We start from the raw sequence: 22365 nt of genomic DNA on the forward strand, positions 1-22365 counted from the left end.
GTATGCTAACGACACTCTCACTGGCGGTAGACAAGCACCAGTTGGACTGACCTAACTAGCTTTTCCCCACTACCGTCTTTCAAGCCCGGTTGTGACCACAATCCTCTTTATCGGGCGGCGTCTCCCGTGAGATAGAACCCGCTGCTGCCGGTGTCCTACCGTTGTGGTCACCTTGCGCGTCAAACCCGCAAACACAACTCTTTCGACACACCGTAGCAGGGCGGGTTCACTTCAACAGTCGTGAGCGACAGCACTCCGTCGCTCTCGCGGTCGCTATACCCTATTCGTGAATCTGTCTTGATGGCGGTTGCCGCCACTATCTTTATGCGATACCGCTATCGATACCGTAATCGATACCGATGGATGCCTTCACTGATAGCGGGCTGCCGTGGGATGACTACGGCGCGCTCCGAGAGACAGACCTCGGGGCGTACATCCCCGATGACGAAACGCTCCGAGCGGTCGCGTTCGTCGATAAGGGCGGGACAAGCAAGACGACGAGTCTCGCGCACATGGGCGTCGTGGCCGACCAAGAATTAGGTCTCGATACCCTTCTGATCGCGCTCGACGGCAAGCAAAACGACCTTGCGACGCACTTCGGGATCGAGGGCGACGACCTCGACGACGCGACCCGTTGGCCGACGATCGCGCAGGCGTTCGCGCCGAACATCGACCAGATCGACGAACGGCTGCGGTCGGAGGGCGACACCGACGACGGCGTGCTCGCGGACTTGGCAGTCTCCACGGGCGAAGGGCCGGACCTGATCCCCGCGAGCGAGGAACTGGACGGCGTCGACAAGTCGTTGAGCGACATCGACGACCCGGCACAGCGGTACTCGTTCCTCGACGACTTCCTGAGCCAGTACGTCGACGACCAGTACGACCTCGTGTTGATCGACGTACCCGGAAGCACCTCGAACGTCGCGGCGAACGCGTTGTGGGCGACGAAACACGTGTTCACGCCCGTCCGACCGAGCCCGCTCGATACGAAGCAGGCTGCGAAGATCCGGGCGGAAATCAACGAGAAACGCGAGCGCCACGACTTCCTCTCGGATCTGGAGTTGACGATGGTCGTACTCTCGCAGGTGAGCTCGCAAACGAAGGCCGGGCGGTACTTCCTCGATCAGTTCCGCGAGGCGTTCCCCGTCGAACTCTCGCCCGTCCCCGTCCGGGATTCACAGGCCGTGATCAACGCGCAACTGGAGCGCGAGACGCTATTCGCACACGATTCCGACCTCGCGAGCGCCGAAGAGGCGCGCGACCAGTACCGGCAGAACACCGCCGAACTGGTCCGGCGACTCGGCACTCCGGAGTGGAAGGACGGCGTCGATGGCGTTGACGCCGAGGCGGCCAGCGGGGAGGTGATTCGATGACGGATTCTGATGGTGAGCCGAGTCTAGAAGAACTGCGCGAGGGGTCTACCTTCGGCGATCGCGACGATCCGAACGCGTCGAGTCCCTACGAGAACGGGAACGGCGACCCCGACGACGACGCGATCCGAGAGGATCTAATCGAGCGCATCGACGGGAAGGTGTCGGGCTCAGAGAATCGGTCCCTTGGATGTCGTGACCCGATGTTCGCGGCGTATCTCGACCATCTCTCGGAGAACGACGAGCGGATGGAGTCAGTCGTGACAGCACTCGCCGAAGACCTCGACATGGCCGTTCCTGACGATCCACAGAAGGCCGACGTGATCCGGCTACTCTTGCGGCTCGGGCTTCGCGACGGCACGAGCGAAGAGTACGAGCGGTTGGTCGACGCGCGGGGCGAGCAAGCGAAGCGGTCGATATAGGATAGATCCGACCCGGAGCCTTTTGTACGATAGCGGGCCAATTTCGGTATGGCATTCAGTAGCCTACTCGATACGGTACTGGCCGAGGAAGCTCGCAACAAAGAATTAGACGCAGAACGCGACGACGGATTTCAGACGTGGGTGAAGCGGCTGAATCAGGAATCAAGAGTCCTCATTAAACGTGCCGACCGGTTGGACTTCACCGATAGCAGTGACCGGCAGAGATTCAACGAGCTGATCGAAACGATGGAAGATCGCTTTCGAACCCTCCGGGAACAGGACACAATCGGTGAAGTGCCGATCGCCGTCGTCATGGAGCTTGAAACGCTCCTCGACGAGTTTGCCGAAGCACCCACGTCCGGCGCTGCTGTCTCTCGTGGAACGCTCGGAACACCGTCTCCAGCGAAGCAGGTTCGAAACGCTCGCCGGAAGAAGGAACGAGAGAAACGGCGAGCAAAGCGTGCTTTAGATACCGCCGACACGATCGCGGAGCAGGTTCAAGCAGTCTACAACGCACTCCCCAATGACGAGTAGCTCACACGTCCTATCTGTTACTATCATATAGTAACTACACCACTGGGAATCCCTTTTCCGATGAATATCGTACATTTTCGAATATGATTGAGCATGGGTGTCAAAGTGTTAGATAAACAACAAAGTTATGTCAATCAGTTACTGAAAAGGGGTAGTGGGAAATTCGGATCATACACTCAGTAATTACTTTAGCAGGTCGTCGTCTATTCTTTTACTTGCTCCGTCACACCAATCTCCTGACGACAAAGCCTGTATCGATCTGTTGACTCAGGATCAACCTAGTGAGACCAACGTACTGAGCGTAACACTCTCAGCATCCCCCTCTGAGCGGCTGTCGGTATGGCAACGCGAAGCAGGGAACGAACTCCCAACACGAGCGACAATCATCGATGGCAGAAGAGAGATGACGAAAGCAAACCTTCCAACCTCTGAAGCCGGAACGATTTCCGTACGGGGGCTTCCGAGAGAGGCGGATCTCTTCGATCTCAGTATCTCGATTGCCAGCCAACTCGGGGAGTGGCAATCCACCGACGAAACGACTAGTTTGTGTCTTCACTCTGTAACGGCACTACTCGCCACCTATGACGCCGAGCGAGTAGTCGATCTGATCTCTGCCCTCAACGACCTTTGTGAACGTTTCAGTGTGACTGCTCACCACCACATCGATCCGGACAAGCACGATGAAGAGATGTTAGCAATGCTTCGTCCATTATACGATGCGGTGATCGAGTACACGCCAGAGGATGGCTGGATCCCGACTGAAAGTGTAACCATGACGACGAAACCGTCATTCCGTTCGACGGTAACACCACCTGGTGGGGTGTCAAAGATAGATCCTGACCACCCTGAAACGGTACCGATGCGGTATTCGTTCGAGACGCTGCTGGATCTGTTATCGCCTCCGCGTCGGCGTACGTTGTTGTATCATCTAAAGAACCAACCAGATCAAGTGATCCCACTTGACCGCCTAGCTGAGGAGATCCATGACATTGACCGGTCACTGCCGATCCGCGATTCATCATCACCAGAGGATATCCGGAACGAGCTTCTCGATTGTCATCTCCCGTCGTTACAAGAAGCTGGAATCGCCAAGTATGACGCCAATTCCGAGACGGTCCATTATACACAGAATCAAGGATTGGAATCCTTCCTTCAATATATCGAAACGATCGAATTGGGCTGAGTAACGCTTTCGAAATTACCGACAGAAGAAGAGAATCAACGAGTCCAGCACGTGCCTCTTCGGTTGTCGTCCCGGGCCTATTTACGCCATACTGACGCGTCTACACTACGGACCGGCACGACCGGCACAACCCCCTATGAGCGACCGACACGCACCCTCGACAGCCGAACAGTCAGCCGACTCAGGACACCGGGCTTCCGGTGAGACTGACGCCCTCTCCGCCGGCGACACGCACGTCGTCCGCGGCGTCGGCGAGAACACCCGCGTCGAGTGTCCCGACCACGACACGGTGTACGGCCCACACCCTGGAGCGCGATCGCTGTTCGCGTTCTGCCCGTACTGCGGGGCCGACGCCGACACGATCGGCCACGAGTCCGGTCCCGTCGAGGGCGAACTCCAGTGCCCGTCGACGGCCATGAGCACGTATCGCTTCTGTCCCGGCTGCGGGGCCGAGGTGAACGAATGAGCACCGACTCGGACCGCGACGACTCGGACGGCAGTATCGAGCGCGACGCCGGCGTTCCGGACATCCCCGACCTCGACGAATGCCAGCGGTGCGGCGACGAGCGAGACGGCCACGCGTACCTCCTCGTGTTCGGCGAGTGGAACCCCGATCGGTCGGGCTTCGAGCGCCCCCCGGCCATGCGACCCTTCTGTCGGGACTGCTGGCAAGAACACCACGGCCGGACGACCGGCACACACTGGTCGATCGACGACCCGCAACGCGTGTGGGACGTACTCCGGGCGTCCGATGGCGAGCTTGTCGCCGACCTCATGCCGCTGTTCATGGGCGGGCGGCCGTTCGTCCGCGTCGATGGCGACGGCGAACTCACGGCCGTCGGCCCGACGATGATCGACGGCGGCGAGAATGGTGAGGGGACGCCCGTCATCGAGGAGAAGATCGTCCGGCTGGAGGGCTTCGACCGTGAGGCGTTGTTCGAGGCGATCCGGAGCTATCGCGACCTGCCGGACGATAGCGGCTCGGTCATCATCCGGCCGGTTGAAGAGACGCCGTTCGAGCGGTTCACGGGGCGGGGCGAACACTCGGCGAGTCTCGGACGGTGGACGAAATGAGCGACGATCACGGCGGGAAAGCAGATCATGTACCTACGGCAGGCGAGGCAGAAATCAGCGGGACGCTCGAAACGGTCGCCAACTCTGGAGAGGGTCAATGCCGCTTCTGTGACTACGTAGCAGAAGGTGATTCCTTCGGAGAGATATTCGAGGATCTCGCAGAACACGGCGAGCAGGAACACGACTGGGATCCGACGGAGGGCTGGTCCGAATGAGCGTCGGCGACGACGACCACAACCCGCTCTTGAGCCCGCCGTCGACGGGCCTCGACACGGGGAACTGGGACGCCGACGGCCCGCTCGCCGGGTGGCGTGTCGAACGCGATCGTGACGGTCGCGTCCTCGACTTCGTCATCGAGTCGACGTGGGACCGGAAGGGGTGTTTCTGTCTCCTTACGCGAGTGACTGAGTACATCGTGCTCGGCCGTCACCACGGTCCGGAGCGGATCGGCGAGTCCGCGACTTACTACCGGGGGTTCGTCTACGAGCCGGCGGTCGAGTCGCTGCCGAAGGGCTGCTTCGGGACACGACTCGTCCAGTGTGAGAACCGTGGTGGTTGGTTCGTGTGGGACGAGCGGACGTGGCGGAACAGCTGTAAGTCGTACACGAAGACCGTAAGCGAGGTCGCCCACCGGAAGACCGACCGGCTCGCCGACGCCGCCGCGCAACGTCGCGAGGGAGAACTATGAGCGTCGATGACACCGCGACACCGTCTCGTCCGCTCCCACGCGTCCGTGTCGAACATCCGAGCGCCGAGCGCGGGGCCGAGGACGTACGCGTCCACCTGGACGAGCCCGGTTGTGAGTTGTGCGGCGTCCCGGACACACCCCGTGTGCTCGTTGAAATCCCGTGGACCGGGAAGCGCGGACTCCGGCCCGTCTGTCGCGGCCACCCGGAGCATCCCGAGCATCCGGGGTACCCCAGCCGGGAGAACCCGACCGAGTACCGAATTTGTCCGGGGTGTGGAGCCGTAGATCGGCTCCTTTCGGCCGGCGTGTGTCGAGCCTGTTTCGACCCGACGGAGGAAACCCAATGAGCACTGACGACACCGCCGCGCCGACGACCGTCGACGGGACGAGCATGGCGTTCGTCGCCAACAAGAAGAAGGACTCGTGGCGGACGCCGCCCGCGCTCTACGAGCCGATCGCCGAGGCCGTCGGCGGGATCGACCTCGACCCGTGTGCCGGCCCGTCCGGTGACCGGCTGGAACTACCGGGCGACGCCGAACCTGCGGAGGACCTCCCGCCGACCAAGATCGCGGATCGGAACGTCATGCCGTGGGAGGACGGCCTCTCCGTGAGGTGGATGGGTGACGTGTTCGTGAACCCGCCGTTCTCAGATGTCGACGAGTGGCTGGCGATGGCCGTCGGCGCGTGGATGGCCGGCGACGCCGACCGCGTGTTCTTCGTCACGGCCGCGAACACCGGGACGCTCGCGTGGTATCACCGCTGGATCGCGTCGTTCGCGTCGATGACGTACTTCACCGGCCCGAGACAGAACTACATCGATCCCGAACAGAATGAGCTCGCGAGTGGCGTCTCGTTCAACACGGCTGTCTCCGTATTCGGCGAGGTTCCCGCGTCGCTGGCGCGGTACTGGAGACGGGAGGGCGACCTCGTGGTCCGCCCGTGGAACGCCGGTGGGATCGTCGAGGACCAAGGCGACGGAGGTGACCGATGAGCAATCGCCCAAAGGACCGCCAGAAAGGGATGGACACCCTGTTTCCGATGGCCGACGCCCACTCGTGTCGTGTCTGTAACGAGCACGTCGAGGACGGCCGGCGGAACTACTGCTCGCCCCGCTGTAAGCGGATCGCGAAGGCCGTCCAGCGGATGTTCGTGTGGGACTGCGTCCGCGAAGCCGTCTTCGAGCGCGACGACTACACCTGCCAAGAGTGCGGGCTCTCGAAGGATCGTTGGTGGCGGGCGTACTGGCAGGTCCGTGAGCGGATCGACGAGTTAAGCGCGCCGGCCCACCCGAAAAAGAGCGACCACCCCGCGGCGTCGTACGACCGCTGGCGACGCGTCCGGGGCGAGATTCAGGAGCGGTACGGCGTGGGCTCGCCGACCGACGGGGGGTTCCACGCGGATCACATCGAGCGCGTCGCCGACGGGGGCCACCCGTTCGCTGAGACGAACCTCCAGACGCTCTGTAAGTACTGTCACCGCGAGAAGACCGCCGCGGAGAACCGGACGGGCGAGCCGTCGATCGAAGACCGCCCGGAGGTCGGCCTCGACGCGTACATGGACGCCGCGACCGACGGCGGCGACGTCGACGCTGGAGGTGACCGATGAGCCCGTCGATCCCGACCCTCGCGTTCGCCGATCGGCACGTCGCGCCCATCGTGAAGGGGCAGAAGACGGCGACGATCCGCCTCGATCTCGACTCACGGATCCAACTCGGCCGGCGCGTCCAGTTCGTCGATACCGAGGGCGAGCGGTTCGCGACCGCGATCATTGACGACCGAGGCTACGAGCGGCTGGCACGACTCGCCCGGACCGACGTGGCCGGCCACCAGCGGTACGCTCAGCCGGCCGACTTGGTGGCCGAGATGCGCGAGTACTACCCCGACCGGCGCGTGACGGGCGACACGCTCGCGGACGTACTCTACTGGAGAGTCGATGACCTATGGGAGTGACCGAGACGCGACAAGAGCGGTTCGAGGCTCCGCCACGGGCCGTGCGTTTCGACGAGACGGAGCCGGCAGTGACGCGGCGCGTGTTCCGGTGTGACGGCCACCGCTACGAGAACGAGCTCGCGTATGACCTGCGCGACGACGGCGACCGGCTCGCGTTCGAGCGCAAGCTCGACACGTTCATCGAGTGGTTCGAGGACGCGCAAGAGCGGTCCGACGGGCGGGTGTACGTCGAGGATGAGGCCGGACACTGGGTGTTCCGCCGCGGCCACACGCTGATCGCCTGTAACGTCGAGGAGGTCTCGAAGCGGGACCGCCGGATCTATTTCTCGGTCGACGTTCTCGACAGCGCGTAGTTACTCGCTTTTCGCGATCCGCTTTGCGAGGTCCATCACGGTCTCGATGTTCGTCGCATCCTCGTCGTTTGTGGTCGTGCTACCATTCTCAACGATATCAGACGGGTTGGTGAACATCTGCCCCATCGAGACGAGCATGAACTCGGCGAGCTGGGCATCGGTCTCATCGAGCGACTGCTGAGACTCTAAGACCTTTCGAGAGGGTTCAAGTGTCTGTGCCATCGTCGATTTGAAGGCGTACTCCTCCATGAGGCGTCGCTTGCGAGAGTAGTTCTTAGATGTGAACCACACACCGACTAGGAGTGGAATCAAGAGCGTCACACGCGAAACGGTACCAATACCAAGACTGGTAGATTCTAGAAGGCTCCAAAATATCACGATAGCTCCCGCAATAAGGGCGATTATCGCACCAAAGGTGAGTCTGGCCCATCGTGTCGCCGAATTTTCTAGTTCTTCTTTTCGCTCAGTGAAGTTTCTATCAAGAGACGCTGCAATCGCACCGCTAAGTAGTGTATCAATTCGATCTTCAATATCATCGAGGCTGCTTTTCTGCTGGCTTAATTGCTCAGATCTGTCTTCTATCTCAGAGAGATTTGAATCGAGCCGATCTTCGTAGTCGTTCATCTGCTCTGTCTTTTTGAGAACTTTCTCGTAACGATCGTTGATTGTATCTGCTTCCTTCTTAATGTCCTGAGACGTGTTCGAAGCCTTGTTTTCGATTTCCTCTAAGCTTCCTTGAGACTCCTTTGCCGAAGAAACAATCCGATCGATCTCATCTTGCTGTTCAGATATGTCGTCGTGGATAGAATTTATCTTCTCGTGCGTCTCTTCGGCTTCCCCGAGATTTTGGATTGCCTTCTGGTGCTCCTCACGGGTTTGTTCGAGTTTATGTAATTGCTCGGAGAAATCGAGATGTTCTCCGACCCGTAAATCTAGACTTAGGTCCCCAATGACGTAAGTTTGGAGTTTGTCGACACGATTGATGAAGTCCTTACCAGGGTTGTTTCTCCGCCCATCGTTTTTGTTTACAATGTTGCCAGCTTCCTGACGAACACTGTTTAATCGGTCTTTGATGTTACTTTGCTGTCCTCTCCCGAAGACGCTAATAATATCATTTTCAATAGCAATCTCAAGCAACTCAGAGATATGCTCAAAGTCTGCAATTGCCTCATTTAGTGTGATCCCCCCATGTTCTGTGGTGTAGTTTTCTTCAGCTGCTATCTCAGAAAATTCACTGACATTGTCAAAGTGTTCGTGGTTGAGTAAGTCACGAATCTTCTCAACGTGCTGGCTCATGTCCTACTACTGATTAGTCCATCACAAAGAATGATTCCCACTCCAAATAATCTAACTTTACATAGTAATTACTAAGTGGGGTCGGTCCGTTGGTCGAAGTGTGCCCGGGGAAACCCGGACGCGCAAGGTGACCACAGATGGATGACACCGATTTCGACGTTGCCGACGCAGCACAGGAACTCGAACGCAAGCCGACGACGCAGAGTGGCTCCGTCCGCAAGAACGACGCGATGGCGTGGCTGAAAGGCCTCGATACGCCCTCGGACGACGAGCTGATCAGCGCGGTGACGCACAAGCCCGACGAGTTCTCAGGGTCGACGTTCGCGACGCCAGTCTCACAGGTCCGCGTGACGGGTGACTCGACGTTCATTTCCGCCGTCGCCGGCCTGCTCAAGCCGCTCCTCGTGTGGGAGAGTTCCGCGACCCGGCTCGATCTCAAGGTCCAACAGGTCGAGGATCGCGAGACCGGCGAGTTGACCGACAACTACGCGCTGTACCTCGGTGCGGCCGAACGCGGCGGCCAGGGCAAGATCGCGTCAGCACTGATGGGAACGAACAAGGAGAACGACCGGAAGCTGCTGGAGGCTCTCGACGATATGTAGGCGCGACCTCTCCCGGTAACCCATCTTTCATTCTTTGATAATCTTATTCAGCATAGTAAAATCTAAGTAGGGGCGGGGATTCGATCGGGGTGTGCTCGGGGAAACTCGGGCGCGCAGGTGACCACCGATGAACGAAACCTTCGGAAACGCAGGCGTAGTACAGACCACCGACCGCCTCAGCAACGAGGCCGGCTGGAGCGCGGTCGAAGAGCGTGTCACGGAGAAGCTCGACGACGCGGCCGAGATATTCGATGCCGCCGAGACGATCCACGAGTGGGACGACCTTCACGCGTGGGCGGCCGCGTTCGCCGAGGGCGGCTCGGCGATCACGTTCGAGCACCCCGACGGCGCGTGGGTCCGGATCAGCGAGGGCTCGGTGAAAAACGGGTTCGATGTCCACACTTCGACTGGCGCGGAGCGGGTGGTCCCCCAGCGGGCGATCGTCTCGACGAAGCGGTACGTCCACTCCCTCGACCGGTGCGTGACGACGGCCGTCGCACAGATGTGCGCGTACAGTCGCGACGGCGAGTTCTGACGGGAGGTTAAAGGCGATCCTTCGAGTGGTGGGCGTATGCCCGCCCAACGGTCGTATGTCGTTGTCGAGGCCCTCAACGGCACAGACGTACTTCGATTCAGCGTTGAGGGCGATCTTGAATCTGGTCGTTCCGTCTACTTTACCGACCAGTCCCCCGTGTTCACCGTGACTGTCGAGAATCTAACCGAAAAGCGAGTAGAACTAGATAATTGGGCGCGGTTGATTTTCGATGAATCGGATAGTGCTCACGAGTCGGGTGAACAGATCAGCTGTACGCTCGGACCGAAAGAGACCGATTCATTCGATTTTGAACTGGACATGCTCTCCCACCAGGGAAACGCAGCTATCGGGGTTCATACTATGTCTGCGTCTGAGGACGATGATCAATACTCAACAAGAAAGAACAATAATCGGATGAAACGTCTCTACACCTTCATGGTGTACGATCGGGAATATTACAAGCTGAACTACCTCCGACCGCGACGGGCACAGTATGCGGCAGCGATACTTACGGTCGGCATCGTTTTGTTCAGCGCAGCCTCCTACTTCTACAGCATCGGGTGGATATGAAAACCCGAACGGCTACCCTTCGACAACGTCGTCCAGCTCGACACCCTCCAGTACGTGTTCGTCGTGATACCCTTCCTCGGCGAGCCACGCGCACAGCGAGCGCACGTCGCTCACCAGGTGCCGCTTGGCGTCGCGGGTGACGTACCGCCTCGCGACTCGCAGGAGCGTCTCCACGGCTGTCTCTCGGCTGTGGGGCTCCGTGAGTCGCACGTCGTTCCGTCGCTCGAACCGGCGGGCGTACGCGGCGATCCGCGAGCGCGTCGCCTCGATCGTCGACTCCGCGAGGTCGCGCTGCTGGAGTGACTCGATATACTCGCTAAGAGCGACCATGACCTCGTGATCGTCTTCCGCAAGCTCCCAGTCGTAGCCCTCGTAGGGAACGACACCGACGTCTTCGCGAAAGAACTCGCGAGGAGTACGGTCGTGACGTTCGCTAAGCGTGTAGATGAGCCCGCGGAATCGATCCGCGACCCACCGATAGGGCGGGTGTTCGGTCTCGGGATCCATCCCGTCGGCCCGCATGGCCGGCGCGATCGTCTCCCAGTACGCCTCGACGAGCTCATCGATGGTGAGCGAACTCCATCGAACCGAGCCATCGGAATAGGTCCTCGTCACGCCCGATCCCCCGTGGTCATATCCTCGGAGGCGTCCGCGACGGCAGTATCGCTTTCGGTACTGATCGCGGTATCGCTATCGGTATCGCTATCGGTATCGAATACGATACCGGATACGGTATCACTTATTTGCGGCCGGCTCACACACTCACGAACGAACTCGGGAGCGTCACGAGTTGGGGTGATTTGCGACCGATAGATCGTGATAGCGTCGTCGGGGCGACCGATGTCCAGGTCTCGAAGCGACTGTTCGAGGACCGAACGCGAGACCGTGTCGTGCGACCAGCCGCCCGAGGGGTAGGTGTGCCAGCGGTGGAACGCCGGCTCGTCGCCCTCGACGTCTCCGGCGGCGTCGTCGTACGCGAGCCACCACTCGTGATCAGACGGGAGATAGAGGTAGATCGCGACGGTCCCCCGCGTCGCTTCGAGCGCGTCGAGCCACGCGCCGGCGTCGATCGCGTCGTTCGTCCGCCGTCCTGCGAGCACGTCGATGACGGGCTTCGTTGCTCGCGACGGCGCGAAGGGCGAGCCCTCACACCCGACCAGCAGGCGGTAGGCGGACGGGCCAGCAGTCCGGCGCGTCCCCATCAACCGAGCACCCCGTGAAGCGCGAGGGCGTTCGTGAACGCCGCCAGCGACGTAAGGAGCGCGCCGAAGGCCACGACGCCGGCGGCGGCCGTCCGCGACCACTCACGGACGATCAGGACGGCCGTCGCGACCAGCGCGAGCGCGCCGAGCTTGAACGCGGCGAAGCCCGCGAAGCCGTAGGCGTGGATGACCGCCTTGATGACGGGGTTGTCCTCGGAGAAGCCGGCGGTGAGTCCGTACTGCGTCGTGACGAAATCGAGGATCGATGCGATCACCAGGACCGTCCACGCGGCCGCCGCGAGCATGGCGTCCCGCTGCTCGGCGTCGATATCGCCGACCGCACCACCGATCCGACCGTCCGAACCTCGGGAGTGACTACTCGACATGGCGATCCTCCGGGCTCATATCGAGCGACTCGACGGGATCGGCCGCTTCGGTCGGTCCGAGCACGTCGAAGTCCGGGAGTGCGCCCACGAGCGGGCGGCTGTCCGATCGAGTGTAAAGGTCGGTCGCAACCTCCTGGTGGCCCTCCAGCCCCGATCCTTCGAGCCGGGCGATCACGTCGTCCTTGCCGTCGAGCGGGATGAAGTGGATCACGTCCGTCTCGTCGGCGTCGTAGTCCGCCCAGCCTTCAGGGGGCGACCGATCGCCGAGGCTGTCGGCGTACTCGCGAATCGACCGAGGCTCGCGAACGACGATGACCCAGTCGTCAGCACCGTCCCGCGTGTACTCACAGATCGTCCCGACCGTCACGTCCTCGCGAGGGAGTGAGTCCGTCTCGCTGTCGGGCTCAGTCATCACTCTCCTCCGTGAAGCCGAACTCGTTGAGCGACGCGTTTTCGGCGGCCTTCTCTTCGATCTCTTCCTCGGCGACACACCACTCACACCACCAGTCGTCGGGCGTGTCCGGATCGATGCGCTCCGTCTCGTCGAGGTCGACCCGTGCGTCGTCGTCGCGGATGACGTGGAGACACTCCGGGCACATCTCGGCTTCGTCGGCAGGCACGAGCAGCCCGTCGATCGCCCCGATCCGCTCCATCACGTCGAAGGCGGTGACGTACTGCGGGATACGCGTGACCGTCCACTCGTTGCCGTGGACGTTGTGGCCGCCGCGCTCGATCGTGTCGAACTGGTCGTAGGTGTGGAACGAGTCGCCGTGTTCGCGATTCAAGTGACGCGCGCCACGCTTCGCGATCGACGACAGCTCGTCGCCGCCGAAAATACTCGAACAGTCATGCCGGGAACACTCGAACCGGAACGTATCGAGCGCTGGTTCGGTCGCCGGCGCGTCGTTGCTCCGAGACATCAGTACCAGCACCCCTCTTCGGCCCACGACGCCAGTACGTCGTTCTTCTGTTCGCGAGAGTAGCCGTCGTACTCGCTGTCGCGCTTTGCCGGGCCGATCGACTCGGCAAGGTCGCGGAGGACGTGCCAAGACGTCTGCCCCATCGGCGTCTCGATCCACACTATCGCCCACTCGTCGCCGGCGTCCGGGGCCGGCTTCCACCCAGACGGTGCGCCCGTCGCGACGGCCAGCGCACACGCCAGCAGGTTGCGGTCGTGATACACGTCGTTGAGCGTCTTTTCGTTCGTCTCGTCGGCGGTATCGCTATCGGTACCGTATTCGGTATCGTTAACGGTATCGCTTTCAGTATCGCTATCGATATCGTTCATGGTTCGGCCTCCAGGTGGTTGCGCGCGTCTCGAACCGCCGGGTGCGGGTCGGGTAGTTCACGGATCGTTTTCTGGACGTAGACGCCGTGCGTCTCGTGTTCAACGGTGAGGTCAGTCCCCGTCTCGGGATGCCGAGCGGCGCTCTGCTTGAAGAAGAACTGGACGCTGTCACGGCGGCACTGATCGCGGATCGAACGCGCCCACGCGTGTTCCATGTCCCGGTAGCCGTCGCCGCTCTCGCCGCCGACGATCGCCCACTCGTACCCGGAGAGATCCACGTCGCCGACCGGACCGATCAGCGGCTCGAACGAGACGAACAGCACGTCAGCGTCACACCCACGGAGGAGGTCGAGACGTTCGGTCACCCGATCGTCCTCGACACTCGTCCCCATCCACACGTTCGGCGGCCACTCCAGCGTCATGTGGGCGGCTCGTCCCGGCCGCTTCGTGAGGATCTGGAAGATGACGTGCGGGCAGTTCCGCATCACCGCGAACACGTCCTCGATGTACGCGTCGGGCACCTCGGCGTGGAAGAGGTCGCTCATCGAGTTGACGAACACCCGCGCCGGCTCGTCTATTTCGTACGGCTCTTCGAGCTTGTGCCGCTGGAGGGTGACGTTCTCCTCGGCGTGCTCGGCCGTCCACGGCTCGTCCGTGTGGCCGTGCATCCGAGAGATAGTCTCGGCGTAGCAGTTCTCACAGCCCGCGGAGACCTTGCTACAGCCGTGTGTGGGATTCCAAGTGCGGTCAGTCCACGCGATCGCGCTATCTTGCATCGGCGTCACCCCCGGCGTTGCGACCGTCGTAGGCGTCGTCGAACGTGTTGATCCACTCCCGTTGGTTCGCCGTGAGCCCGTGGCGTTCGACCGCCTGCGCGCCGTTCGTGTCGGGCTTGGCGTGAAGCCACTCGCGACGGTTCTGTTCGAGCAGCATCAACGCGAGATTCAGCACCGGGCCGTCGTACTGCTCTTTCAGTCGGTCAGCGTGCTCGTTCTTGACCCGGCGGGGTGTCCCGCCGCGAGAGTCGGGATCACAATCGTCGATCGTCTTTTCGACCACGTCAAGCGCACGGCGTAGTTCTGAGTACGCGTCGATCAACTCCCGGTGGACCCGCCAGAGGTCACTCGCCGGGGTTCGCGTCGTCGCGAGGCCGGCCGTCTGCGTGACGGCGTCGGCCGTCTCCTCGTTCGCGGCCGCGACTCGTTCGGACACGCGCTGGAGTTGCTCGCGCGTCTCGCCGTCGACGCGTTCCTCGATGCCCGTCATCGCGGATCCTCCAGTATATCTGCGGCAGTCGTGTCGCTCTCGATAACCATCTCGCCGTCCTCAGTCTCGACGAGAATGCCGGTATCGCTATCGGTATCGTATTCGCTATCGGTATCGATATCACCAAGATCGGTGGTCTCGTCCCCAGAGCCTTCGAACCACACCAGGCCCGGCACGTCGATGTCGGGATAGTCGTGAAACCACTTATCAGGAAGCCACTCGTCGGCCTCCCGTTCGGTCATGGGTGTCGGGAAGACGATGATCGCTTCGAGGTCGTACGGGACCGTGACCCCGCCGCTGTTGCCATCGTCGAGGCCGAACCCGATGCCGCCGTCCGGCGCGACGTAGTGTGCTATCCAGCCGCCGTCGAGCTTCGCCTCTCGGAGTTCGTCTTTCGTGACGAGCTCACAGACGAGGATCCCCTCCTCGATCGTGTGAGAGCCGTCATCGGCGTCGACTTCGACCGTCCGCGTCGGGCGGCCGATCCGCCAGCCGGCGTACTCGTACTCGTCGTCGACGTTGTGGTCGTCGTTACGCATCGGTCTCACCCTCGTTCTCGCGGTCTGTCTCCCGAGCGCGTGCCGACCGGCGGTTCTCTTCGTCGGCGAGTCGGTGACGGAGTTCTCGGAGGTCGCTCTCGGAGAGCGATTCCTTGTGCCGAGCGAACGTCTCGATGAGCCCCACGTCGGCCCCGCGGTAGCGAAGGGCCGTCGTGAGCGCGTCGCGAAGCTCGCGGAGGTCCTCGGTATTCTCGAACGCCGTCTCCGAGTAGATATCGTCGCCCTCGACATCGAGACTGATCGACGCGTACAGCGTCGCGACGGGGTCCGGATCGTCGATTGTGTGCGCCGCCACGCCCAGCGAAAGCGTACAGTCGCCCTCCTCGTACATCCGGACGCGGCCGTCCTCGATGTTCACACCCATCGACGCGTCGAACTCGGTGACGCTCGGGAACACGGCGTCGTCCATCGCAACCGGGACAGTCTCGCCGTTCGGCATCGTGAGAGTATCGTCGCCGTCATCATCGCAGGTGCCGATGGAGCGCATCAGGCCACCTCCACGTAGCCGATCCGCTCAGTCTTCTCCGAGACGACCCGGAGCCCGGTGTGTCGTTCAACCATGTCCTCGGCTTCGGCCTGCGTCTCCGCCGTCCGTTCGTACCGCTCGTACCGGTACCCACTCGGCGTGTCGTCGGCCTCCTTCACGACCACTTCCCACTCGGGGATCAGCTCTGTCTGTTCGGCCATCGACGCGTCGCCGAGGTCAGACTCGATCGCGGCGTACTGCCGGTAGATTTCCTCGACACTCGCGCCCTGATCGCGGAGGTCAACCGCGATCGCGGCGAAGTGGTTGTCCGACTCGCGGAGCTTCTGGAACTCACGTTCGGCGCGAGCGCGCTGCTGCAGGCTCACGCCATCGTTGGGTTGGATCGATTCGTCCGTCGTCGTGTCGTCAGTCTCAGTCGTCATCGGGGGTTGTGCCGGTGTCGTCGGCGTCGTCGGTATGGTCAGTCGCGCTGTGCTCCGTCTCGTCCTCCATCTCGTCGAGGAGGTCGGCGATCGCGAGCCGGATCGCATGCGAGCGATTCCGGAACTCGCCGGCCTCGACGCGCTCGTCGAGTTCGTTCAGGTGGTCACGCGAGACGCGGGCCGTGATCCGGTGGCGGAGCGCGTCCACATCGTCGGGGAACACGGGTTTGCGCTCACCGGTCGCCATCGGTCGCACCTCCGTTAGTCGCGACCGCGGTCGTGGCATCAATCTCGTCACTCATCCAGCCGATTTGCTCGAACATCCCGCCTTGCGCGGCCTCGACCTCTTGGAACGGGAACAAGACTGTCAGATCACCAGGAGCGCGAAGCGCGTCGAAGACGCCACGCTCTTCCAGCGGGTCGCGATAGGCGTGGCCGAGGAGTACCTCCAACTCCACGTCTCGCGGGTCAACGTCGTCGGTAGTCTTCGCGATCCACGCCGCGAGCCCCTCGTGAACGGTGAGCGCCCACAGGTCGAGCCGGGTGTCCACGGGCTCACCCGAGGGAAGCCGCGCATCCGAGTCGACCGGAATACCGCGCCAGTCGTCGGGCGTCCGTTCGTAGTACGCGATCGGCGTCTCCGGGTGAAGCACGTCATGCTCGGCGGAAATGACCCGCCAGTCGTCTCGGAGTTCGCCGTAGCCGCCCTTGTTCGACCAGTACGCACCTTTGTACCGCTCTTCCGCCGGCAGCAACCCATCGTCTTCGTACTTCGAGCCGGAGCAGCCGACCGCAGCGAGCCGGAGCGGGTCGCGATCGCGGTGGGCGTCGATCGCCCTCGCAGCCGAGAGCGTGATGCTCATCCCGTACCAACGGTCGCCGATCTCGGTGCCTCCGCGCTCGATGTCGCGGAGCCCGCGCTCGGCCGCCGGCAGCGTGTCGAAGGCGGTCGCGATGTTCGCTGCGAAGGTGCCACGAACGCGCTCGCCGGCGTCGGCGAGGATGTCGATCAGCAACTCGTAGAGGTCGCGGTCGGTGGAATCGACCGTCACCGCGTGGCTGACGTGGCCGCGGAACTCCTTGACGACCACGAGGTCGTCGGTCGGAAGTTCGTGCTCGCGGGGCATCGGAGTGGAGTCGGCGGTGTCACTCGACATCGGCGACCCCCTGCCATTCGACACGATCGACGGCTTCGTCGACCATCCAAATACGGGCGACCACGGTCCCGTGTTCGTGCTCACCGGGATCGATCCGATCTTCCGCTTGTTCGATCAACGACTCCGCTTCGTCATGTTCGTCGCGTGAGATGGTTGGTCGACCGTCCGACCACTTCCAGCCGACGAGGTTCTTCCCGAGCCGGTCAGCCGCGTCGAAAATACGGAGTATGGCGTCGTGTTCAACCCCACCGCCGTCGGCGACGAGCTCACTCCCAGTCCGCGCGTCGACCGCGTTCCGGTACGATGCGTCGGCGTACGCAGGACACCGTTCCGCTGCCGCGGAACGAGCCTCTTGTACCGTGTCGTAGGTCTCGTTTCCAGCGTAGTGAGCGGTGTACTTGCGGTCGGGTACGTCCGGCGGCCGCTCGAACAGTTCGCGCGTCTTGACCTGATACTCGACGACCCACTCGTGTTCCTTCAGGTCGACCACCTGGCACATGGCTCGTTTCGGATGGATCGTCACGTGCGTCAACACCCGCTCGCCGAGGTCGAGATCGGTGTCATCGATGGCGTTCGGAACCCGGAACTTCTCGCGACCGTCGCGAGGGTCGTACCAGATCACGCCTGCCTTATCGGACATCGCGTACCGGGCGTGCGCGTAGTGGGTCCGTCCATCGAGATCGACGCCGATGCCGATCGTCGGAACGGTGCCGGCCGCCTGATCGATGGTGCGCTGGCTACTCGCCATCGTCAGCACCCCGCGTATCCACGTCGCCAACCCACTCATCGAGGGACGCGTTGTTCGAGAGCCGACGGCGGGTCGTCTCGATCTCCGCCTCACAGTCGTCACACCAGAACGACGCTTCACTCGGGTCGCCGTCGCCGTCGAGGATGCGGTCCTTCCAGTAGTCGAGCCAGGTGAACGACTCGCCACAGATTTCACACGGCATCGACGGATTCCGGTCGATAGGCTGTTCGGGTTCGGGCTGGAGGTCGTCGTAGGAGCCGACCGCCATCCCGCCGTCAGTCAGCAACCCCTGTTCGGGATCGTCGACGAGCTCTCCGCCATCATCCTCGGGGAGCCGCACGACGCCGACCCGCTGGTCCAGTTCCAGCCGGTCCATCGACCCGGCGGCCGACCGGACCTGCTGCTCCGTGAGTCCCGTTCGCTCCGCGGCCTCGCGGAACGACAGTTCGGGGTACTCACTCGACTCGATCGCGTCCCGAATCTGCTCGGGGACGGATTGCTCGTCGGGGTCGGATTCAGAGACACCGCCATCCGTAACGACCGTGTTCCACCGTTCCATCCGGTCGAGACACGTCTCACACGTCACCGGCGGGACGTACTCCTCGCCGTCCTCGACGAACCGCTCCTCGCGACTCTCGCGCGGAACGTACGAGTCGTTTTCACAGAGCCAGGAGTCCTCAGTCCGTGAGAGCCGGCCGTCCGTGAAGCCCTCCTTCACGTGAAGATGGACGACGGTGTTGGCCGCGTGACCGGTGCCGGTACTGCCACGAAGCAACCCCGACCGGCGCAGCTTGATCGCCGTGTCGTGCTCGAACGGGATTTCATACCGACTCCAGAACCGCTCGGCTGCCTCGATCGCGGAGTCATCTCCGGACTGCTCAGACATCGTCGCCCTCCGGAACCCGCTCCCACTCTTCGTTGACGGTGACGCGGATCTGGTCTAACCGGCTGGCGTCATCGAGCGTGTCCTCGATCGTCGAGAACACTGCCTCGGCGTCCTCTTCGATGTGCGTGTCCGAGTAGAGAGTCGCGGTCAGAGAGGCGTGTTCCGTCTCGAACGCCACCGCAGTCTCGTCCATCAGGTGCGACGACGGCTTCCCGTCGTGGGGCGGCCGGAATCCACTCGCGCTCCGGAGGTGATTCACCGCGGCTTTGTCAGCAACGAGGAGACCGACTTCACCGACGCTCTCCCGGCCTTCCGCTTCGATCTTGAGGAGGAATCCCTGTCCCCACGTCAGATTCGTCCCCGACCACTCGTCGTTGTGCGTCTGTTCGTCCGCGTCGTCGGACTCGGTGACGCCGCCATCCGTCACGGCCTCGCCGCGCTCGCGACGCTTCTCCAGCACCTCGCGATCGACTATCGACACGTCGACTGCCGACGAAGCGACCGACTGCTCAGCCTGCTCGCGCGTAGTTGCCGTCGTCGGCTCGAACGAGGTGTGCTCGTGATACCGGACTACGTCGCCGTCGACGAGCTCGTAGAACCAGGTCAGGTACTCGCGCTCCGGGTTCACGCACCGGACGAGTTGGTCGCCGTCGAGCACCTCGAACCGCCCGGACTCGACATGTGCGAGCCGGAGCGTCCCGGCCACGTTGAACGGATAAACGTCGTCAACCATCGTCACCGACGAGTGATTCGCGTGAGCATCGCCGTTAAACGCCATACAGCCGGGATCCTGTGGAAACGAGTCAACACGCTGTTGGACCGCCTCCGAGTCGCCGGGCTCGACGTCGCCGATTTCGATCAGGTCGTACCCGTCCGGGTGGATGACGATCGCCGCGTCCTCCAGGGCCGGTCGGGGATCTGTACTACTACCGCCATCTGCTGTCGTAGGGGGTTGTGCCATAGTGGCTGGTTCCAGCCGACCGGCGTCACCGTCGACGCCGGCGAGCGACTCAGAACCTATCTCACCCTCTATTTGCCACTAACTTAATATTTTGCGTGTCAAGTTTTGTCTGCTGTATTGTGGACTCTACTGTCAATAAAGAGCCGGTATCATTATTATATCACCATTTTCCGGAGTTTTATTTAATCACGGGAGGACATGCTGGTATGATATCTTGGAGTGATGAAGCGGCGTCGTTCCGCGATCTGGTGACAAGTAAGGCAGGATTAGGATTTGTGCTCTGTTCGATCGTATCGGTCAGTTCACTCGTTGCGTTCATACGCGGCGTTGTTGAGATAGGACTGCCAATTTCCCTGGCAGTACTCGGTGGGTTCTCGCTTGCGGCCCCTTTCGCATATCTACTTGACCGTGACAGCCTCATGTGGGCTGTTACGAGGCCTGCGGCCGGCGGTCTGACACTTGTCTTTGGAGCGGGGATTCTCGGTGGGATTGCGGGATATACGGGAGAAGAAGCGTACATTCAAGAATCGCTCATTGGACTCGTCGGCCTAATTGGTGCTACGTTAGTGGTCGCAGCGATCCCTGCCGCCGTGGCGATCGGCGTCGTCATGGCCATTCACGGACCCGGCGGTCGGTCGTCGGGGCCGGACGACTTCCCGGAAGAATAAACTCGATACCAGTGTTTTGAGCCCAGAGAGACGCTAAACGTCGGCTGATTACTTTCACCTCGGTTCCATTACCAATTTGTGCTTCCCAATCGTCATTCGACGACGACAATGGGGCTATTTAGCAAGTTAGTGGAAAGTATCGTGGCGGTGATCGCAGGACTGTTGGGGTTCGGATTTCTCGTCGCTGGAGGCCAACAGGCAGCGTATGGTGGCGGAATCAGCGGGACAATTATCGTCCTCATCGGGATCGTGCTACTCCTCTTCGCAGCGAAGGCGACATGAGTCTCCGTCGTACCGAGACTAATTATTTAAATGAAGGTGCGTACAGATAATCCGAATGGCCGACTTGCCGGAAAATGAGTTCGAAGAACGCGTTGAGCGGTCACGCCTCGCTCGGGAGGAGGGCCGTCAAACGCTTTCTGAGCAAACGGAGACCCTTTCCGATATAGACGAGAAGGCAATCCAAATATTCAGGATTGATTTGTTGGCAGCCAGTGTTCTTGTAACTGGATTTTCGATTGCTGTCGGTAATTCTCAGGGAGGCGGGTATGAACAGTACCTCACTTTGTATACGGGTACTGGTGCCCTGCTACTCCTCTCTTCGATGATATTCGCTTCAATAACGTACACGTCTACTGCAAACCAGATTGGAATTTCTCGGAATGCGATCAACGACTCAATACTCAATCAGGACTTCGACTACGATCTTGTCCAAGAAGAAATCGCTAAGAAATACGGCGACATGATTTATGAAAATTTCAAGAAGAACGCAACGAATGTCTTGTTTTTTTACCCTTACGCTAATGTCGACTGTTGAGGCAATCTGTTATATATCAATTGGATTACTAGAAATTTACTCAGAGAATTTGATCCATCCGGTGGTGAACATACCCGTCCTCATCTTCTTTGGAGTGTTCGGCAAATTGAGTGGCTTATACGGGACAATAGAACGCTGGGAGCGCCTAACGTCACCTAGAAAGCGATTTACAAACTGGTGTCAACAGTGGCGAGATAGATTTTCGAGAGGAGATGAGACTTCAGATTAACCCTCTATGCGGGTAAGACTCATACGGGCGGACCACGAACTGGAAGCCATGAGCGCGAGTGAACCAGAGGAAGACGAGGATGACAGAGAACGCCCCGTGATTGAGACACAGGTCGCTTTCAAGGGGGATTTCGACGAAGACACCTCGGAAGACGAAGACAATGAGTGACGAGACTAGTGAAGATCCAACGGATGATGAAGATGAAGAAGAACGAAAAAGGCCGACTATCGAGACAAAAGAGGCATTAGCAGATCACTCTGCCGTCGATAATTCTGACGACTCAGAGTCGGACGACGAGTAGTCTCAATTATCGGTTGTAGTTCTACCTTCTCCAGAATACAATGGTCGGACTGTCGGAACGCCTACCGCTCGCTCACCCGCTGATCCGTCTGTGAGAACGCCTCGGTGGCCATGTCGGCGCGTTCGGCGGCCTCGATGTGCTGGTACGCCTCGCGAACCTGCTCTTCGCTGTTATCGAGATACCGAGCCGCCGCGGCGTAGCCGAACTGCCGGACAAGCACTTCCCCGACTCCACGTCGCCCACCATGAAGTTCGAGATGATCGTCGTCGAGTGAGAGATCCCATCCACGAGACATTCGACGAGCAACTCAGAACCTAACTTGTCCTCTATGACTGTCGATTTGTAGAAAGAGAGTCAGGTAATTGGAACTACTACTGAGCGCCAGTTACAATACTGGGTGTGGTGAAAACG

General features: G+C 61.0%; 35 protein-coding genes and 1 pseudogene. 18 read left to right on the plus strand and 18 right to left on the minus strand.

What is annotated here, in order from left to right; all coding sequences use genetic code 11:
• Window positions 1-359 precede the first annotated feature (359 nt).
• The 12 genes from AXA68_RS15020 to AXA68_RS15065 all read left to right on the plus strand — a co-directional run bounded on the left by AXA68_RS15020 (window position 360) and on the right by AXA68_RS15065 (window position 7573).
• Entirely contained in the window at window positions 360-1373 is a 1014-nt protein-coding gene (locus AXA68_RS15020; protein WP_066418907.1) for a ParA family protein, read from the plus strand.
• A complete protein-coding gene (locus AXA68_RS15025; protein WP_066418909.1) occupies window positions 1370-1792 on the plus strand; it encodes a hypothetical protein in 423 nt (140 codons plus the stop codon). Before AXA68_RS15020 ends, AXA68_RS15025 begins: the two co-directional genes overlap by 4 nt.
• Before the next feature lie 48 nt (window positions 1793-1840).
• Complete coding sequence (locus AXA68_RS15030) at window positions 1841-2326, plus strand: hypothetical protein (protein WP_066418912.1); 486 nt, start codon at window positions 1841-1843, stop codon at window positions 2324-2326.
• Between the two features lie 154 nt (window positions 2327-2480).
• Window positions 2481-3509 carry a DUF7504 family protein gene (locus tag AXA68_RS16900; RefSeq protein ID WP_157884868.1) on the plus strand — a complete coding sequence of 343 codons (1029 nt, stop codon included), beginning with the start codon at window positions 2481-2483 and terminating at the stop codon, window positions 3507-3509.
• Between the two features lie 136 nt (window positions 3510-3645).
• Window positions 3646-3975 (plus strand): hypothetical protein, encoded by a 330-nt coding sequence (locus tag AXA68_RS15035; protein WP_066418915.1) that lies wholly within the window; start codon window positions 3646-3648, stop codon window positions 3973-3975.
• The gene (locus AXA68_RS15040; protein WP_066418918.1) at window positions 3972-4583 is read left to right on the plus strand and encodes a hypothetical protein; all 612 of its coding nucleotides are present in this window, start codon (window positions 3972-3974) and stop codon (window positions 4581-4583) included. The genes AXA68_RS15035 and AXA68_RS15040 overlap by 4 nt, the downstream gene beginning before the upstream one ends.
• Window positions 4580-4798, plus strand: a complete 219-nt coding sequence (locus AXA68_RS16905) for a hypothetical protein (RefSeq protein ID WP_157884869.1) — start codon at window positions 4580-4582, stop codon at window positions 4796-4798. Before AXA68_RS15040 ends, AXA68_RS16905 begins: the two co-directional genes overlap by 4 nt.
• Window positions 4795-5271, plus strand: a complete 477-nt coding sequence (locus AXA68_RS15045) for a hypothetical protein (protein WP_066418920.1) — start codon at window positions 4795-4797, stop codon at window positions 5269-5271. Before AXA68_RS16905 ends, AXA68_RS15045 begins: the two co-directional genes overlap by 4 nt.
• Before the next feature lie 343 nt (window positions 5272-5614).
• Entirely contained in the window at window positions 5615-6262 is a 648-nt protein-coding gene (locus AXA68_RS15050; RefSeq protein WP_066418923.1) for a hypothetical protein, read from the plus strand.
• Window positions 6259-6876, plus strand: a complete 618-nt coding sequence (locus AXA68_RS15055) for an HNH endonuclease (protein WP_066418926.1) — start codon at window positions 6259-6261, stop codon at window positions 6874-6876. The genes AXA68_RS15050 and AXA68_RS15055 overlap by 4 nt, the downstream gene beginning before the upstream one ends.
• Window positions 6873-7220: a hypothetical protein gene (locus tag AXA68_RS15060; RefSeq protein WP_066418927.1), complete on the plus strand. Its 348-nt coding sequence runs from the start codon at window positions 6873-6875 to the stop codon at window positions 7218-7220. Before AXA68_RS15055 ends, AXA68_RS15060 begins: the two co-directional genes overlap by 4 nt.
• Before the next feature lie 41 nt (window positions 7221-7261).
• Window positions 7262-7573, plus strand: a complete 312-nt coding sequence (locus AXA68_RS15065) for a hypothetical protein (protein WP_157884870.1) — start codon at window positions 7262-7264, stop codon at window positions 7571-7573.
• Here the strand turns inward: AXA68_RS15065 and AXA68_RS16910 are convergent, their stop codons facing one another.
• Window positions 7574-8869 carry a hypothetical protein gene (locus AXA68_RS16910; protein WP_157884871.1) on the minus strand — a complete coding sequence of 432 codons (1296 nt, stop codon included), beginning with the start codon at window positions 8867-8869 and terminating at the stop codon, window positions 7574-7576.
• Between the two features lie 137 nt (window positions 8870-9006).
• On the opposite strand from AXA68_RS16910, the gene AXA68_RS17180 reads away from it, so the two are divergent.
• From AXA68_RS17180 to AXA68_RS15085, 3 genes are all read left to right on the plus strand, one after another.
• A complete protein-coding gene (locus AXA68_RS17180; protein WP_198530090.1) occupies window positions 9007-9471 on the plus strand; it encodes a hypothetical protein in 465 nt (154 codons plus the stop codon).
• Window positions 9472-9598: 127 nt separating this feature from the next.
• Window positions 9599-10006, plus strand: a complete 408-nt coding sequence (locus AXA68_RS15080) for a hypothetical protein (RefSeq protein ID WP_066418932.1) — start codon at window positions 9599-9601, stop codon at window positions 10004-10006.
• Between the two features lie 36 nt (window positions 10007-10042).
• Window positions 10043-10576 carry a hypothetical protein gene (locus AXA68_RS15085; protein WP_066418935.1) on the plus strand — a complete coding sequence of 178 codons (534 nt, stop codon included), beginning with the start codon at window positions 10043-10045 and terminating at the stop codon, window positions 10574-10576.
• Between the two features lie 12 nt (window positions 10577-10588).
• Here the strand turns inward: AXA68_RS15085 and AXA68_RS15090 are convergent, their stop codons facing one another.
• Genes AXA68_RS15090 through AXA68_RS15165 form a run of 16 tightly spaced genes read right to left on the minus strand, consistent with a single transcriptional unit; the run spans window position 10589 to window position 19939 of the window.
• Window positions 10589-11191, minus strand: coding sequence for a hypothetical protein (locus AXA68_RS15090; RefSeq protein ID WP_066418937.1), 603 nt, complete (start codon window positions 11189-11191; stop codon window positions 10589-10591).
• On the minus strand, window positions 11188-11778 hold the full coding sequence (locus AXA68_RS15095) for a hypothetical protein (protein WP_066418939.1): 591 nt from the start codon (window positions 11776-11778) through the stop codon (window positions 11188-11190). The genes AXA68_RS15090 and AXA68_RS15095 overlap by 4 nt, the downstream gene beginning before the upstream one ends.
• Complete coding sequence (locus AXA68_RS15100; protein WP_157884872.1) at window positions 11778-12164, minus strand: DUF5658 family protein; 387 nt, start codon at window positions 12162-12164, stop codon at window positions 11778-11780. The genes AXA68_RS15095 and AXA68_RS15100 overlap by 1 nt, the downstream gene beginning before the upstream one ends.
• Window positions 12154-12576, minus strand: a complete 423-nt coding sequence (locus AXA68_RS15105; protein ID WP_066418946.1) for a hypothetical protein — start codon at window positions 12574-12576, stop codon at window positions 12154-12156. The genes AXA68_RS15100 and AXA68_RS15105 overlap by 11 nt, the downstream gene beginning before the upstream one ends.
• Window positions 12569-13084, minus strand: coding sequence for a hypothetical protein (locus AXA68_RS15110; RefSeq protein ID WP_066418950.1), 516 nt, complete (start codon window positions 13082-13084; stop codon window positions 12569-12571). The genes AXA68_RS15105 and AXA68_RS15110 overlap by 8 nt, the downstream gene beginning before the upstream one ends.
• A complete protein-coding gene (locus tag AXA68_RS15115) occupies window positions 13084-13452 on the minus strand; it encodes a hypothetical protein (protein WP_066418952.1) in 369 nt (122 codons plus the stop codon). The genes AXA68_RS15110 and AXA68_RS15115 overlap by 1 nt, the downstream gene beginning before the upstream one ends.
• Window positions 13449-14228 (minus strand): DUF5131 family protein, encoded by a 780-nt coding sequence (locus tag AXA68_RS15120; protein WP_080505322.1) that lies wholly within the window; start codon window positions 14226-14228, stop codon window positions 13449-13451. The genes AXA68_RS15115 and AXA68_RS15120 overlap by 4 nt, the downstream gene beginning before the upstream one ends.
• On the minus strand, window positions 14218-14718 hold the full coding sequence (locus AXA68_RS15125) for a hypothetical protein (protein ID WP_066418957.1): 501 nt from the start codon (window positions 14716-14718) through the stop codon (window positions 14218-14220). Before AXA68_RS15125 ends, AXA68_RS15120 begins: the two co-directional genes overlap by 11 nt.
• The gene (locus AXA68_RS15130; protein ID WP_066418960.1) at window positions 14715-15257 is read right to left on the minus strand and encodes a hypothetical protein; all 543 of its coding nucleotides are present in this window, start codon (window positions 15255-15257) and stop codon (window positions 14715-14717) included. The genes AXA68_RS15125 and AXA68_RS15130 overlap by 4 nt, the downstream gene beginning before the upstream one ends.
• Entirely contained in the window at window positions 15250-15765 is a 516-nt protein-coding gene (locus AXA68_RS15135; protein WP_157884873.1) for a hypothetical protein, read from the minus strand. Before AXA68_RS15135 ends, AXA68_RS15130 begins: the two co-directional genes overlap by 8 nt.
• A complete protein-coding gene (locus AXA68_RS15140) occupies window positions 15765-16187 on the minus strand; it encodes a hypothetical protein (protein WP_066418964.1) in 423 nt (140 codons plus the stop codon). Before AXA68_RS15140 ends, AXA68_RS15135 begins: the two co-directional genes overlap by 1 nt.
• Entirely contained in the window at window positions 16177-16434 is a 258-nt protein-coding gene (locus AXA68_RS15145; protein ID WP_157884874.1) for a ribbon-helix-helix domain-containing protein, read from the minus strand. Before AXA68_RS15145 ends, AXA68_RS15140 begins: the two co-directional genes overlap by 11 nt.
• The gene (locus AXA68_RS15150; RefSeq protein ID WP_066418970.1) at window positions 16421-17344 is read right to left on the minus strand and encodes a hypothetical protein; all 924 of its coding nucleotides are present in this window, start codon (window positions 17342-17344) and stop codon (window positions 16421-16423) included. Before AXA68_RS15150 ends, AXA68_RS15145 begins: the two co-directional genes overlap by 14 nt.
• The gene (locus AXA68_RS15155) at window positions 17334-18092 is read right to left on the minus strand and encodes a hypothetical protein (RefSeq protein ID WP_157884875.1); all 759 of its coding nucleotides are present in this window, start codon (window positions 18090-18092) and stop codon (window positions 17334-17336) included. Before AXA68_RS15155 ends, AXA68_RS15150 begins: the two co-directional genes overlap by 11 nt.
• The gene (locus AXA68_RS15160; RefSeq protein ID WP_066418979.1) at window positions 18082-18978 is read right to left on the minus strand and encodes a hypothetical protein; all 897 of its coding nucleotides are present in this window, start codon (window positions 18976-18978) and stop codon (window positions 18082-18084) included. The genes AXA68_RS15155 and AXA68_RS15160 overlap by 11 nt, the downstream gene beginning before the upstream one ends.
• A complete protein-coding gene (locus AXA68_RS15165) occupies window positions 18971-19939 on the minus strand; it encodes a hypothetical protein (protein ID WP_157884876.1) in 969 nt (322 codons plus the stop codon). Before AXA68_RS15165 ends, AXA68_RS15160 begins: the two co-directional genes overlap by 8 nt.
• 206 nt (window positions 19940-20145) lie before the next feature.
• On the opposite strand from AXA68_RS15165, the gene AXA68_RS16915 reads away from it, so the two are divergent.
• The 3 genes from AXA68_RS16915 (at window position 20146) to AXA68_RS16920 (ending at window position 21954) form a co-directional block, all read left to right on the plus strand.
• On the plus strand, window positions 20146-20607 hold the full coding sequence (locus tag AXA68_RS16915) for a hypothetical protein (protein WP_157884877.1): 462 nt from the start codon (window positions 20146-20148) through the stop codon (window positions 20605-20607).
• Window positions 20608-20944: 337 nt separating this feature from the next.
• Window positions 20945-21424 carry a hypothetical protein gene (locus tag AXA68_RS15175; protein ID WP_066418983.1) on the plus strand — a complete coding sequence of 160 codons (480 nt, stop codon included), beginning with the start codon at window positions 20945-20947 and terminating at the stop codon, window positions 21422-21424.
• Between the two features lie 389 nt (window positions 21425-21813).
• On the plus strand, window positions 21814-21954 hold the full coding sequence (locus AXA68_RS16920; protein ID WP_157884878.1) for a hypothetical protein: 141 nt from the start codon (window positions 21814-21816) through the stop codon (window positions 21952-21954).
• 61 nt (window positions 21955-22015) lie between these two features.
• Here the strand turns inward: AXA68_RS16920 and AXA68_RS16210 are convergent.
• Window positions 22016-22234 (minus strand): annotated as a pseudogene (locus AXA68_RS16210) (site-specific recombinase); the annotation flags it as partial.
• Window positions 22235-22365: the final 131 nt, after the last annotated feature.

The sequence above is a fragment of the Halorubrum aethiopicum genome, from assembly GCF_001542905.1.
Lineage (GTDB): Archaea > Halobacteriota > Halobacteria > Halobacteriales > Haloferacaceae > Halorubrum > Halorubrum aethiopicum.

What these genes read in the sequence shown, in the direction of transcription:
- AXA68_RS15020 (WP_066418907.1), top strand. Translation starts at nt 360, where the DNA reads ATGGATGCCTTCACTGATAGCGGGCTGCCGTGGGATGACTACGGCGCG.
- AXA68_RS15025 (WP_066418909.1), top strand. Translation starts at nt 1,370, where the DNA reads ATGACGGATTCTGATGGTGAGCCGAGTCTAGAAGAACTGCGCGAGGGG.
- AXA68_RS15030 (WP_066418912.1), top strand. Translation starts at nt 1,841, where the DNA reads ATGGCATTCAGTAGCCTACTCGATACGGTACTGGCCGAGGAAGCTCGC.
- AXA68_RS15035 (WP_066418915.1), top strand. Translation starts at nt 3,646, where the DNA reads ATGAGCGACCGACACGCACCCTCGACAGCCGAACAGTCAGCCGACTCA.
- AXA68_RS15040 (WP_066418918.1), top strand. Translation starts at nt 3,972, where the DNA reads ATGAGCACCGACTCGGACCGCGACGACTCGGACGGCAGTATCGAGCGC.
- AXA68_RS16905 (WP_157884869.1), top strand. Translation starts at nt 4,580, where the DNA reads ATGAGCGACGATCACGGCGGGAAAGCAGATCATGTACCTACGGCAGGC.
- AXA68_RS15045 (WP_066418920.1), top strand. Translation starts at nt 4,795, where the DNA reads ATGAGCGTCGGCGACGACGACCACAACCCGCTCTTGAGCCCGCCGTCG.
- AXA68_RS15050 (WP_066418923.1), top strand. Translation starts at nt 5,615, where the DNA reads ATGAGCACTGACGACACCGCCGCGCCGACGACCGTCGACGGGACGAGC.
- AXA68_RS15055 (WP_066418926.1), top strand. Translation starts at nt 6,259, where the DNA reads ATGAGCAATCGCCCAAAGGACCGCCAGAAAGGGATGGACACCCTGTTT.
- AXA68_RS15060 (WP_066418927.1), top strand. Translation starts at nt 6,873, where the DNA reads ATGAGCCCGTCGATCCCGACCCTCGCGTTCGCCGATCGGCACGTCGCG.
- AXA68_RS16910 (WP_157884871.1), bottom strand. Translation starts at nt 8,869, where the DNA reads ATGAGCCAGCACGTTGAGAAGATTCGTGACTTACTCAACCACGAACAC.
- AXA68_RS17180 (WP_198530090.1), top strand. Translation starts at nt 9,007, where the DNA reads ATGGATGACACCGATTTCGACGTTGCCGACGCAGCACAGGAACTCGAA.
- AXA68_RS15080 (WP_066418932.1), top strand. Translation starts at nt 9,599, where the DNA reads ATGAACGAAACCTTCGGAAACGCAGGCGTAGTACAGACCACCGACCGC.
- AXA68_RS15085 (WP_066418935.1), top strand. Translation starts at nt 10,043, where the DNA reads ATGCCCGCCCAACGGTCGTATGTCGTTGTCGAGGCCCTCAACGGCACA.
- AXA68_RS15095 (WP_066418939.1), bottom strand. Translation starts at nt 11,778, where the DNA reads ATGGGGACGCGCCGGACTGCTGGCCCGTCCGCCTACCGCCTGCTGGTC.
- AXA68_RS15100 (WP_157884872.1), bottom strand. Translation starts at nt 12,164, where the DNA reads ATGTCGAGTAGTCACTCCCGAGGTTCGGACGGTCGGATCGGTGGTGCG.
- AXA68_RS15105 (WP_066418946.1), bottom strand. Translation starts at nt 12,576, where the DNA reads ATGACTGAGCCCGACAGCGAGACGGACTCACTCCCTCGCGAGGACGTG.
- AXA68_RS15110 (WP_066418950.1), bottom strand. Translation starts at nt 13,084, where the DNA reads ATGTCTCGGAGCAACGACGCGCCGGCGACCGAACCAGCGCTCGATACG.
- AXA68_RS15115 (WP_066418952.1), bottom strand. Translation starts at nt 13,452, where the DNA reads ATGAACGATATCGATAGCGATACTGAAAGCGATACCGTTAACGATACC.
- AXA68_RS15120 (WP_080505322.1), bottom strand. Translation starts at nt 14,228, where the DNA reads ATGCAAGATAGCGCGATCGCGTGGACTGACCGCACTTGGAATCCCACA.
- AXA68_RS15125 (WP_066418957.1), bottom strand. Translation starts at nt 14,718, where the DNA reads ATGACGGGCATCGAGGAACGCGTCGACGGCGAGACGCGCGAGCAACTC.
- AXA68_RS15130 (WP_066418960.1), bottom strand. Translation starts at nt 15,257, where the DNA reads ATGCGTAACGACGACCACAACGTCGACGACGAGTACGAGTACGCCGGC.
- AXA68_RS15135 (WP_157884873.1), bottom strand. Translation starts at nt 15,765, where the DNA reads ATGCGCTCCATCGGCACCTGCGATGATGACGGCGACGATACTCTCACG.
- AXA68_RS15140 (WP_066418964.1), bottom strand. Translation starts at nt 16,187, where the DNA reads ATGACGACTGAGACTGACGACACGACGACGGACGAATCGATCCAACCC.
- AXA68_RS15145 (WP_157884874.1), bottom strand. Translation starts at nt 16,434, where the DNA reads ATGGCGACCGGTGAGCGCAAACCCGTGTTCCCCGACGATGTGGACGCG.
- AXA68_RS15150 (WP_066418970.1), bottom strand. Translation starts at nt 17,344, where the DNA reads ATGTCGAGTGACACCGCCGACTCCACTCCGATGCCCCGCGAGCACGAA.
- AXA68_RS15155 (WP_157884875.1), bottom strand. Translation starts at nt 18,092, where the DNA reads ATGGCGAGTAGCCAGCGCACCATCGATCAGGCGGCCGGCACCGTTCCG.
- AXA68_RS15160 (WP_066418979.1), bottom strand. Translation starts at nt 18,978, where the DNA reads ATGTCTGAGCAGTCCGGAGATGACTCCGCGATCGAGGCAGCCGAGCGG.
- AXA68_RS15165 (WP_157884876.1), bottom strand. Translation starts at nt 19,939, where the DNA reads ATGGCACAACCCCCTACGACAGCAGATGGCGGTAGTAGTACAGATCCC.
- AXA68_RS16915 (WP_157884877.1), top strand. Translation starts at nt 20,146, where the DNA reads ATGATATCTTGGAGTGATGAAGCGGCGTCGTTCCGCGATCTGGTGACA.
- AXA68_RS15175 (WP_066418983.1), top strand. Translation starts at nt 20,945, where the DNA reads ATGGCCGACTTGCCGGAAAATGAGTTCGAAGAACGCGTTGAGCGGTCA.
- AXA68_RS16920 (WP_157884878.1), top strand. Translation starts at nt 21,814, where the DNA reads ATGAGTGACGAGACTAGTGAAGATCCAACGGATGATGAAGATGAAGAA.